Raw genomic sequence first — 10,152 nt, 5'->3', positions numbered from 1 at the left:
GATATCCTCCGGCACGCCAGGCTTGTCCCAGTCGTCGCCGTTCTCCCGCGACTCACGACGCCAGCGGATAACTGACGCCACACTGACCCCGTGCATCGGCCCCAGCACTTCGGGGGCGATCCCCTGGGCGATGTAATCGCGCCTGACGGCATCCCTGACCGCTTTCGGGTGCGCCATCAGCGGCCCCCCGTGGCATCAGTTCGGCGGTCTATACGGTCATTCATACGCTCAATCGACTGCTTAATTTCCGAGAGCATGGCCATAATCTGCTCCTGATCGCGCAGGGCATCGGATTTGAGCTGAAACACCGTGTACATCTGGCGATTCTCTTCCCACAACCGGTTAATCGTTGAGTGGAGGGTTTTGATCCAGAAGGTAAAACCGAATGAAAACACCCCCAGCAAAGCTGGTTTGCCAGAAATCAGCGAGAGGGTTTGCGTCCATTTCTATTTGTCCTTATCCGGCACGGGCCAGAAAAATGCCTCAAGGGCGTGAAGTTTCGCGGCGTTCGTCTGACACCAGGCGCCGTAGTCGGTGGCATGTCGCAACAGTGCATCCGGGGGTAGCCCCTGTGAGCCACCGGCATACGCGCCGGGCGCGGGTGGCATCGGGGCCACCGTGACCATCGCGCGTGGGGATTTACTGTCCTGAACTATCACCGGCGCGGGCGTGACCACCACCGGCGTATCCGAGGGCTTTGGTGTAGAGCTGCAGGCTGTGAGGCCCAATCCCGTTATAACCACAGCCAGAAGTCTGCTTGTCCTGATTGTCATCGCTGACCACCTTACTGATATTCAGCTGCAGCAGACTGCTGGTCTGCTTCAGCTCAAATTCTTTATCAGCCAGCTGCAGGGCGAGCCGGTCAGCCCGTTCACGCTGCTGGCGCTCGCCATCCCTTGCCTGCAGTAGGGCTTGCTGCCCGGCCTCTGCCAGTTGCTGGCGTTCATCCGCACGGGCTTTTTTCTTATTGGCCAGCGCCATATCGCCGTCTGCTTTCGCATCCTTGTGGCCGGAGTCATAGCCGGTGCTATGCAGCCACCATCCCGCTCCGGCCAGCGCCGCGCAAAGCACGACGCCGGGTAAAAGACGGGTTAAAAGCCATTTAACTACGCTGTTCATCCTTGCCTCCCGCTGGCTGAGCAACAGGCACCTTCAGCTTCTGGTGAACCTGCACGCCTGCATGCGTTACCCAGGCACCGAGATATAGGCCCAGCGCGGCATCGGGTTGCCTGTCCATCACGACACAGATGAGCAGAGCCAGCGAGCTGACAACCAGCGCTACCATCGTGGCGGCATCGGTAGTGGACAAGCGTCCCTGCGGGTTGGTGACAAGTTCGCCCAGGCGGTTAAGGAGTGCCATCAGTACGATCCCCCGGAACATCACGCGGCTGTTGCCGGATATTGCGCAAAGGGAAGCTGGAAGTGCGGACCATCCTTCAGCGTTTTCCAGTCGCCACCCCACTCAACGGGGATGGACAGCTCTGCTGAAGCCTGTTTAAACGCCTGCGCAATCTGCTGATAGAGCGGCATGTTCCACGAAATATCACTACCGACATACGCCACCACGTCCACCGCATGACCCGTAAGGTGGCGGCTGTTCATGGTCTGGCTGCTGCCCTAAGCGACCATCTGTTTCTGGCGTTCCTGAGAGCGGAGGCCTTCGGTAATACCAAAATCAACGGGAGACAGTTCCAGCGCACGGCGGGTCACTTTCACCAGGTCAGGGTGAACACCCTGCAGGCGGGACTCGCTGCGCTGACTGAAGCGGAAAGAAGACATAAAAAAACCCTCACAAAGTTTGTGAGGGTTATTGTGATGGGAGGCGTAACTCAGGGCATGATACGGGGGTGAAGCGGTATGCCATCAGAACAGTGCCCCCTGTGCCGGGGGAGAGGTTGCCTGACGGCGGCTTGCCACAATGGCCCAGGCACGGGTATTACCGATGCCGAATTTAGGGCCGAGTACCGTGAGCGCCATGCGCAATGATTCGCCATCGGCCAGCATGCTGTCAACCTCGGCGAGAAAACAGCGGTTGCGCCACTCGCGCAGCGCGTCGGCGCAGCGGGGGATCACCAGCGAACTGTCACCGCCGAAACGCTTAACCAGCTGGCGGGTATTCTCGTCGCCGATAACGTCACGCAACATGGCCAGACGGCGCTCACCAGTGTCGCGCAGACCACGACCGACCGGGAAACAGGCACCGCCAAAGCGCTCAATCAGACGCTGTGTGGCAGGAAAGCCAATCACATCGGCTATCTGGCGGGCGGTATCCGGCAGCAGTTCTTCGAGGGATTTAAGGTCAAACTCGCGCATACTACAGCCTCCCGTGACGCTTCGCGTCAACAATCAGCATTTGCATCAGCTTACGCACCTGATCGTCATTCAGCCACTCTACCGGCTTAGCCTCGCCCAGCATGCGCTCCACGATACCATCCAGATAACTCCACGGGCGACTCGCCTCCGCCAGCATGGCCTCAATCTTGCCTAGCATGGCTTTACGGCCCGTTGCAACACGGGGACGGCGACCACGGGAAGACGGCGCAAAGCCCTGAGTGCGCATATACAGCACTACTTTTTCCAGCTCGGAGAGGGAACAGTCGCTCGCGGAACGCTTGCCAGTCTGGCGGGCCAGCACATCGCGATAGGTGTCATCATCCCAGCCGAGGGATGATTTGCCAGTGTGGATAATGCGGATCAGATTTGCTTTCATGGGTATCCCGTGATCGTCAGATGTCCATAAGGAGCTTGAGATCAATCTTCTGCTCACCGCACAGTGGTGCGGCCTGATTAGCTGCTTCGACTGCGGCTCGCATCTCCTCTTCAGCCCTGACAGCATCCTGCTGGAGAGTAGTCAATTCCTGCACATCAATAGAGACGGCGCACAAATTTTTCAGATCACCGGCTTTACGTTCCAGCATGGCAAGACTGAGGCGACGACGATCTGCCGCGTCCTGCGCCTGTTTTTTATAGGCGGTGTACTCGCCGAGTTTGGCATAGTTGGTCATGGGAAAATCTCCGGGAATTTAAACGAAAAAGCCCCGCACAGGGCGGGGCTTGAGCCAGTTTCAAATTGTGGCGAACAGTTTTAACGGATTAATTGGATCACGACAACATAAAAAAGTCAACGAAGATACCTACAATATGGTCTATGGTAGGTAAAAAAACTATATCATGATAGGTGTTGTTAGAATTTTACACATGAATGGAGATGTAACGTGAACGTAAAGAATTTCTCGCTAGCCTGCCTTGCTCTGCTGGTTGCTGCCACAGCATTCGCTGCGTCAAAAGATCCAACAACTTCAAATATATATTATAAAAAAGGAAAGGTTTATCAATGCATTGTTGATAACGGTCTAGCTATTGATGATGAAAAAATCAAGAGTAGGCTCCTTGATATTACCTCAAGAGATCGTTTCAATAGCGATGCTGTGGAAGGGATATTGAAATCTAAGCCGCAATTTGTTAAGGAAAATATTGAAACATATCTTTTTTTGAGCGCCAGATATGAGGAAGGCCGAAACAGTATCAGGTTGCTCATGGGTAAAGACCCATTCATGTCGATTGATGAATGTAATCTTGTTGTGCCATATATCGAAAAAGACATCTTAAAATCAAAAATAAAAGAAAAATCACAGACTCAGGAGAATAGCCCCCTGATTAGCTCTTGGGATGAACTGGAAAAAACCGATAAATAAAAAGTAAGAAGCCCCGCAGCAATGCTGCCGGGGCTTTTATGGACGGAGATAATGGACTTACTTTGTGGCCCGAACGTCGATACTAAACCATACAGGCACCAATTCTTTCACCAGCTCCCGCACCTCTTCGACCCGATCGGAAGGTACGATGATCGCACCTGCATTTGGTCGGGTGTCCAGATAGTCCCAATCATTATCACATACCAAGTTGTGCAGAACACGATCCCAGCGGATACCGCACTGAAGTGCGAGACGAGCAGCCATGGTTAGGTCATAGCGCTCAGCTATGTCAGCGAACGCTGCTGATACCAGTTTCCCGCCCAATATATCGGTAGCCGCGCTGACAGTAGGCTCCTGACCATCAGGAAAATCGACCACAAACGTCATCTTACTCATGACTTTTCTCCTGTACGGATGTCACCTTGCGGTTATGGCGGCATATTGTCGACCACATCTGGATCTCATTGAGAAACGCGCACATACCTCGCACCGTTCTCCGGCAACCAAGCTTATTGGACTTATCAACCGAACGGCGAGCTTTACGCATAACACGGCGATTATGCGCATTACAGACCTCAATCCAGCGGTTTTTATCGCTATTTTTATACGTGGAATGACAACGGTCACGACGAACACTGTATTCGCTACGCCAGGCTTTATTCAACTCCTCAAGATATGTCACTTTAGCCATTATTTACGTCCTTCTCATCCTGGAAAAATACCTTCAGTGCCAATTTCTGAGCCAGTGCATACTCAGCCCTCGCTCCGGCTGATTCTTCCCAGCCTGCCAACATATACACCGCGTCAGCACATCGCAGCATGGCAAGGCAAATGTCCATGTACTGAGCCTGAGATAGCCCGTCAGGCAACATCGCCGGGTTAAGCACGATAAATGTCTTCTGAATAAGATTACGCTCTGCTGCATGGAAGGCCGGACGGTTGAACTGGTCATAACCGCTCATAGGGCCAGCTATATAGACCTTCACTTACACCCCCATTTTTTCTTATGGTAATCAACAGCTGCTTTCATTTCTGACTGGAGGCCTTTTTTGTATATCCGGTGATTCATGTTGTCCCAGAACTGCCAGCGTGAAGATACTGGTAGAGGCGGGCACTCAACGACGGAGCTACCGTCGCTAAGGTGGTATTCGTGGCGCTTTCCAGGCTGCTGGTACAGCGCACCGGTAACATTAAGCATTATCACCTCCCGCGACAGGATACAGGGTTGAAAATGAATCAGCAGAAAGTTCCAGCCCCTTAATTTTGCGAAAATGCGTCACAACAGTCCGAGCGGTCGAGAAGAGCGTCTCTGTGACCTCCAGTGTCTTTTCGGTCATATACCGGTTTTCTTTACGCTTCAGATAAGTTTTACCACCACGCTCTTTAGCAATAGAGCGAGCCAGTCGCGCATGGGGGTTAACCAGCTTCTTACGAAGAAATACCTCAGAAAGCGGGTTGTAAGCTTTATCATCCTTTTTCAGAAAACCCACCAGTGCATGGCCACCCTCAGCGACGATGTAGGCCATTTTTGTTTCGCTGGTGCGAATTTTCATTACGTCAATTTCATGCCCCTCATACAGGAAGCGCACAGGGGTACCGGATTTAAGCGTATTTTCGATACCAGCCCATTGCGGTTTAGTTATCGCCATCGTCATCATCCTCATCAAATGAAAATGGCAACTCACCCAATACACTCAATGCCAAAATAATACCAATACGCACACCCTTTGCTTTTTCGCTACCGGCCTCAATATCTGGTAGCCCGTTACCTAAAGATATGGATGCATCAGATTTAGCCAGGACGAGCTGCAGGTCGGCGACTTTTTGCTCGTGCCAGGACGTTAAATCCTGAATAAATTCGGCGAACTCGTAATTAACTATCTTCATATGAATTACCCTGTTTCAGGCGTAAGTGGTCACCTGACGGTTTACGCCATAATTAAACGATGATTAATTTCGGTTTAAACTCAGCTCGCAGGCGTCAATGTTTCTGTTTTAACAAAATAAGGCGCGCGGTCTATTTCAACAATACAGCCACATTTAAAATCCCGCGCTTTATCTCTGGTTCTGACCGGATAACCGCCCCTGAGCACTCTGCATGGCTGGTATATAAAATGACTTCCTACCGCATGCGCCTGATTAAAAGCCTTAGCTTTCATTTACCCCGCCCCAGCCACGTGCAGCAGCATTTGAACAATAAGCGATACGAGCCTCAGCCCACTGGCGACAATGGCTGGTGCGGGCATGGCTCAGGGCAAACTGCCACAGTTCAGCAGCCTTACCCCATTCTCCGTTACGCTCTGCGCGGCCAGCGCCCACAGCGTACAGCCCATAGTTATTACGTGCTGCGTTCTCAGTTTTCATATTCATGTATCAGACTCCCGCCACGTCCAGTGAGATTGGGCGGTACTGGTCTGTGTCGCCGATATGTTCATAAAGTCGAATATAACTCTTGCTGCCCACCACCTGAACCGCCTCAGAGAGCGCATTCATGGCCTCCAGCCAGCGCGGGTCGGTGATTTCATGACGGCGCAGTTGCAGAACACGTCCGGGGTTAATTTCCCCCTCTTTATCGGTGGAAAAGGCGCGATCAATGATGGCCAGCAGCTCTGGTCGCGCATCCTGCGTCCACTCGGCCACGCAGGCATCAATAAGCGCTTTAGCCGCCTGAATACGCTCATCAAAAGCGATATGCTCCTGCATGGCACGTTGTACCTTGAAGCGCCCGTCGAAGGTGTACATTGTGACATTACCTTTTCTGCCGCCAACTTTAGCGCCGTACTGCTCTGCGGAAAGGTCAATCAGCGCCTGAATATCGGCAAATAGCGCCTGAATATCGGCAAATGCATCTTCTTTAAACTTGCGCAGAGCTTCCTGTAGCGGCTTTGCTCGTTCAACAAGCGCTTTAACCAGCGCATCGCGTTCTTTATCGACGGGTTTAATTACAGACTCAGGAATAAGCGCACCGCGTGCATCCATCCAGAAACCATCTGGTACTTTAATATCAGCATCTTTATTCGCGGTATTAGTGGACATTTTTATTTTCTCCGTTAATTGATTGTGTTATTTCTTTTGTTTCACAAACTGTGGTTTTTAAATGTTTAAAACCTTCTTTCGTTTCCAGCGCCGCTATAATCGACTGGTGGATAAAAGCGGCCAGTGCGGCCTCAAGCTCGGTACAGGGGCCGCTGGCCTCAATACGAGTACCTACGCCTTTTTCATCCTGCTCAATAATTATTTGCATCGTAATTGCCATTACTACCTCCAGATAACGGTACAACCGTCGATATTTGATGTACGGGTGACTTTGCGCACCCCACGGATCACTTCAACCATTTTGACAACAGGCCATACCGGGCCACTCAGTGGAGGTACGGCATAAACAACAGGTAACCTGCGGTGCCAGCCACAGACGCGACCACCATGAGTATATATTTCAGCTCTGGCGCGTGAGTGAAGGCAGTTAACAGTCTGTTTTTGCATAATTAATGGCCTCCACTCTGAGATTTATCATCCAGAACATTAGCCAGCTTACCCAGGTCACGTTTAAGTCGTCGAATGACAGAAACAACCTCCTCGCGTGTTTTGTAGCCACCTAACCCAGCTGTAGCAACTCGCAACCGGTCAATACTGCGTATTGTCTGGTGAATTTCTCGCTCCAGTCGCCCCTTGACCATCGGCCTTGAAGGAAGATCTTTTGGTCTTTGCACACGAACAGCTACGCAGAACAGGCATCCGTTAAGGAAAACATAAAGCAACTCGCCGGGCTTCTCGTCTTGAATGACTTCAACATGCCTACCTTCAATACCGTTTAATAAAATGGCGTAATATTCATTACCCTCAAAATTTACGCGACCACGATGTACTAAATGCTTTTCCATTTTATTTCTCCTAAATTAATGAATTAACAGCTGCGCGTAAGTTTCAATTAACTTGACGCTGATACCCTGATTACCGATAGCGCTGGCACGAACCACACCCCGCGCCAGCTTGAACATGCGACGGTAATTACCCGTTGAATATTTGAGAAACGCTTCGGCAACACCCGGAGCGGCAACAACATTCTCACCATCATCCGGCAGCAGACTGGCGAGGATGGTATTGAAGTCTTCGACCTCGGACTTGCCCTTGTGGGCCTCAAGGTCTAACGCCATGCCTACGCGGCTGTAGAGCTGCGCAAACTCACCGCGAGAGCCTTTGAGGTTAATCAGCAGACGTGGCATGCCCGCCAGCACGATGGCGACGCCAGAACGGTCGTGGATGCGGCGCAGGACTTCCAGCGCCCGGTAGGGCAGCAGCTCGGCTTCATCCACCAGGACAACCCAGCCGGTGCCCGTCAGCGCCTGTATGCACTCCTCGCTTAACTCATGGATATTGCCGGTCTTCTTCACGCCGAGGCGGGCGCACAGCTCCTGCAACAGAACTTTCGCGGTATAGCCAGGGTTAGCCTCAATCAGGATCGCGCCCTTATTCATCTCCACATAGCACTTCAGTGCCATAGTTTTTCCCATGCCTGCCGGGCCATAAATAACACCGATATCGCTGTCCATATGGGTATTACTGATTAAGCCCAGCGCCAGTCCGGCCAGTTGAGTCTGAACAAAGGACTCTTTAACTTCACGGCGGCGGGCGCGTTCTTCCTCGCGGCTGATAAAGTCAGCGATAGCCGACTCGACATTACTGATATTGCCGTTATAGACACCTTTCAGATACTGAGAAATAACCGCTGTACTCAGACCCGTTTTAGTGGCCACCTTTTTTTGGGTGTAGCCAGTCCCCTCCAGTAAGTGGATTAATTTATCTTTAATGTTCATTTAAATAACCTTATTGATGATTACTGGCTTTCTTTAAATCGCTTTCAAATTCCGATTCAAATAAATAAACCTTTTCAGGCTCGCTGTTATTCCGTTGCGGAGCAAACATCGTAACGTCAATCTCAGGCCGCTGTTCCAGCGCTGGCCGCAGCTCTTCCTGCTTGCGACGCACCTTGTCTTCCAGGTTCCTTACGCTACGTTTGACGCGCTTCTCTTTAAGCTGCTCGATACGGGCTTTCGGGAAGGCATCGACTTTGTTGCCGTTCCAGATGGCGTCACATATCCAGGTGCCGTCCATACGCCGCACGATAACGCTGTGGGGGTCATGAATATCAAAACAGACACGTACCTCTTCGCCTTCGACACTGGCCAGTTCGGTGCTGAAATAGATATTTTTAAACAGCTTAATTTCGCCGCGTCGCGCTATACAAATCTGCTCAGATCTGAACATTTCATGCAGTTCAGAATTGGTCAGAAACTGAATTTCTTCATTTTCCTGCTTAATAACGTGATTACGGTAGGCCAGCGGAGAGCAGTGCTGCCCGTTGTTACGCTCCGGCAGGCTGCTGTGGGGGCGATTATTATGCCGCTCTATCTGCCGCTCAATCTCTGCAACCAGCTGCTCCATCGTCGGCACCTTGCGCATGGCAGAGGCCTGTACTTCATTCAGGGGCTTACCTTTTTCCAGCGCATATGACCGCTGAATCCACCGCCTTGCGGTACTTACGTTGCGCTTCCCGGTCACCAGATTTACCCACCCAGGAGCCAAAGGCCATCGCGGCACGCTTCGGTATTTCCTGGTTAAGACGTTCGATAATACCGCGCCCCTGTGGATTACCGGGAATACCGGTGGGGTGCTCAATACCGAGGCGGGAGAAAATACCGGTAATATCGGCATCAAATACGGCGTTTTTCTCACCGCCACCGTTATCGGAGTAATACATCAGCGGTACGCCATAACGTGATACTGCGTTACGGATGGCGTCGCCTACGGCAACCCGACTTTCGGACATGGCCAGACTCCAGCCCACCACCACGCGGGTACGAGCGTCAATCACCAGCGTAATCTCAGGCCGGAACGGCTTGCCCGTTTCGGGGTTAATCACTTCCATCTTCATGCCGTGGCCATCACCGACCCACACGCCGTTAACCGGAATAACAGACCAGTCGCGGCGCACGAACGGCAGATGTTTCTTGTAGTCGGTGCCGGTTGCACGTCCGCGCTCGCGCTTGGCAACGGGCAGCTTGTCCAGTGCATAGCGCACTGTATCTACCTTCGGTAGCATGGATAACATGATCTCGTTGTCTCCGTACTGTTCAACCCACCACTTCGCAAACTTCTCGTATGCCATCATGACGGTGGGTTTGTTGGTATCGCGCCAGAAGCGCATAAAATCCGGCATCCATGAATACTGGAACACCTCTTTTTTGCTGACCTTACCCGGTGCCAGCAACGCCATACGTTCACCAACCGTATCTGCCGCCATCCAGGCTGACAGCCAGCGCTGAAGCGTTGGCACGCTGACCCCGGTGCGGGTGGCACCCTTGCGGGCGTTGGCGATATCGGCGGCCCGTTGCACATAATCCGGCAGCGTCCCGGCGACGGAAGCGTCGGCAATAAACTCGGGGGCTGTCCTAGATAA

Annotated in this window: 19 protein-coding genes and 2 pseudogenes; 1 reads left to right on the top strand and 20 read right to left on the bottom strand. The window is 52.2% G+C overall.

Translation table 11 applies throughout. The features are described 5' to 3' along the window. The 8 genes and pseudogenes from BBW68_RS17320 to BBW68_RS14910 form a co-directional block, all read right to left on the bottom strand. Positions 1-177, bottom strand: a 177-nt coding sequence (locus BBW68_RS17320) for a DUF1804 family protein (RefSeq protein WP_148127717.1), incomplete at its 3' end; no start/stop codon positions are given. Then, a complete protein-coding gene (locus BBW68_RS14945) occupies positions 177-395 on the bottom strand; it encodes a hypothetical protein (protein ID WP_245675293.1) in 219 nt (72 codons plus the stop codon). The genes BBW68_RS14945 and BBW68_RS17320, both read right to left, overlap by 1 nt. 244 nt (positions 396-639) lie before the next feature. Beyond that, on the bottom strand, positions 640-1,119 hold the full coding sequence (locus BBW68_RS14935) for a hypothetical protein (RefSeq protein WP_070135954.1): 480 nt from the start codon (positions 1,117-1,119) through the stop codon (positions 640-642). Further along, entirely contained in the window at positions 1,103-1,360 is a 258-nt protein-coding gene (locus BBW68_RS14930) for a DUF2644 domain-containing protein (RefSeq protein WP_245675292.1), read from the bottom strand. The genes BBW68_RS14935 and BBW68_RS14930 overlap by 17 nt, the downstream gene beginning before the upstream one ends. Positions 1,361-1,380: 20 nt before the next feature. Next, a pseudogene (locus BBW68_RS18160) lies at positions 1,381-1,779 on the bottom strand (M15 family metallopeptidase). A gap of 84 nt (positions 1,780-1,863) precedes the next feature. Then, on the bottom strand, positions 1,864-2,313 hold the full coding sequence (locus BBW68_RS14920) for a hypothetical protein (protein WP_070135951.1): 450 nt from the start codon (positions 2,311-2,313) through the stop codon (positions 1,864-1,866). A gap of 1 nt (position 2,314) precedes the next feature. Beyond that, the gene (locus BBW68_RS14915) at positions 2,315-2,710 is read right to left on the bottom strand and encodes a gp16 family protein (protein WP_070135950.1); all 396 of its coding nucleotides are present in this window, start codon (positions 2,708-2,710) and stop codon (positions 2,315-2,317) included. Positions 2,711-2,726: 16 nt separating this feature from the next. After that, positions 2,727-3,005: a hypothetical protein gene (locus BBW68_RS14910; RefSeq protein WP_070135949.1), complete on the bottom strand. Its 279-nt coding sequence runs from the start codon at positions 3,003-3,005 to the stop codon at positions 2,727-2,729. Positions 3,006-3,215: 210 nt separating this feature from the next. Between BBW68_RS14910 and BBW68_RS14905 the strand changes: the two genes are divergently transcribed. Then, positions 3,216-3,695: a hypothetical protein gene (locus tag BBW68_RS14905; protein WP_070135948.1), complete on the top strand. Its 480-nt coding sequence runs from the start codon at positions 3,216-3,218 to the stop codon at positions 3,693-3,695. A gap of 57 nt (positions 3,696-3,752) precedes the next feature. Here the strand turns inward: BBW68_RS14905 and BBW68_RS14900 are convergent, their stop codons facing one another. From BBW68_RS14900 to BBW68_RS20040, 12 genes and pseudogenes are all read right to left on the bottom strand, one after another. Then, positions 3,753-4,091: a hypothetical protein gene (locus BBW68_RS14900; protein ID WP_070135947.1), complete on the bottom strand. Its 339-nt coding sequence runs from the start codon at positions 4,089-4,091 to the stop codon at positions 3,753-3,755. Then, on the bottom strand, positions 4,084-4,386 hold the full coding sequence (locus BBW68_RS17315) for a hypothetical protein (protein ID WP_083264942.1): 303 nt from the start codon (positions 4,384-4,386) through the stop codon (positions 4,084-4,086). The genes BBW68_RS14900 and BBW68_RS17315 overlap by 8 nt, the downstream gene beginning before the upstream one ends. Then, positions 4,379-4,681 carry a DUF4406 domain-containing protein gene (locus tag BBW68_RS14895; RefSeq protein WP_070135946.1) on the bottom strand — a complete coding sequence of 101 codons (303 nt, stop codon included), beginning with the start codon at positions 4,679-4,681 and terminating at the stop codon, positions 4,379-4,381. Before BBW68_RS14895 ends, BBW68_RS17315 begins: the two co-directional genes overlap by 8 nt. Before the next feature lie 204 nt (positions 4,682-4,885). Next, positions 4,886-5,344: a hypothetical protein gene (locus BBW68_RS14885; protein ID WP_070135944.1), complete on the bottom strand. Its 459-nt coding sequence runs from the start codon at positions 5,342-5,344 to the stop codon at positions 4,886-4,888. Continuing rightward, entirely contained in the window at positions 5,331-5,582 is a 252-nt protein-coding gene (locus BBW68_RS14880; RefSeq protein ID WP_070135943.1) for a hypothetical protein, read from the bottom strand. The genes BBW68_RS14885 and BBW68_RS14880 overlap by 14 nt, the downstream gene beginning before the upstream one ends. A 261-nt stretch (positions 5,583-5,843) precedes the next feature. Next, a complete protein-coding gene (locus BBW68_RS14875) occupies positions 5,844-6,065 on the bottom strand; it encodes an ANR family transcriptional regulator (RefSeq protein WP_070135942.1) in 222 nt (73 codons plus the stop codon). A gap of 3 nt (positions 6,066-6,068) precedes the next feature. Then, positions 6,069-6,731 carry a DUF3164 family protein gene (locus tag BBW68_RS14870; protein ID WP_070135941.1) on the bottom strand — a complete coding sequence of 221 codons (663 nt, stop codon included), beginning with the start codon at positions 6,729-6,731 and terminating at the stop codon, positions 6,069-6,071. Next, positions 6,721-6,951 carry a hypothetical protein gene (locus BBW68_RS14865; RefSeq protein ID WP_070135940.1) on the bottom strand — a complete coding sequence of 77 codons (231 nt, stop codon included), beginning with the start codon at positions 6,949-6,951 and terminating at the stop codon, positions 6,721-6,723. Before BBW68_RS14865 ends, BBW68_RS14870 begins: the two co-directional genes overlap by 11 nt. Before the next feature lie 229 nt (positions 6,952-7,180). After that, positions 7,181-7,576, bottom strand: coding sequence for a hypothetical protein (locus BBW68_RS14860; RefSeq protein WP_070135939.1), 396 nt, complete (start codon positions 7,574-7,576; stop codon positions 7,181-7,183). Positions 7,577-7,591: 15 nt separating this feature from the next. Then, entirely contained in the window at positions 7,592-8,509 is a 918-nt protein-coding gene (locus BBW68_RS14855; protein WP_070135938.1) for an AAA family ATPase, read from the bottom strand. A gap of 10 nt (positions 8,510-8,519) precedes the next feature. Then, positions 8,520-9,155, bottom strand: coding sequence for a Mu transposase C-terminal domain-containing protein (locus BBW68_RS20045; protein ID WP_245675291.1), 636 nt, complete (start codon positions 9,153-9,155; stop codon positions 8,520-8,522). A 28-nt stretch (positions 9,156-9,183) separates the two neighbouring features. Next, a pseudogene (locus tag BBW68_RS20040) lies at positions 9,184-10,152 on the bottom strand (Mu transposase C-terminal domain-containing protein); the annotation flags it as partial.

This window comes from Candidatus Erwinia dacicola, assembly GCF_001756855.1.
Classification (GTDB): domain Bacteria; phylum Pseudomonadota; class Gammaproteobacteria; order Enterobacterales; family Enterobacteriaceae; genus Erwinia; species Erwinia dacicola.
The sequence above is the reverse complement of the archived record's forward strand: the minus strand, read 5'-3'. Positions and strand labels throughout refer to the sequence as shown.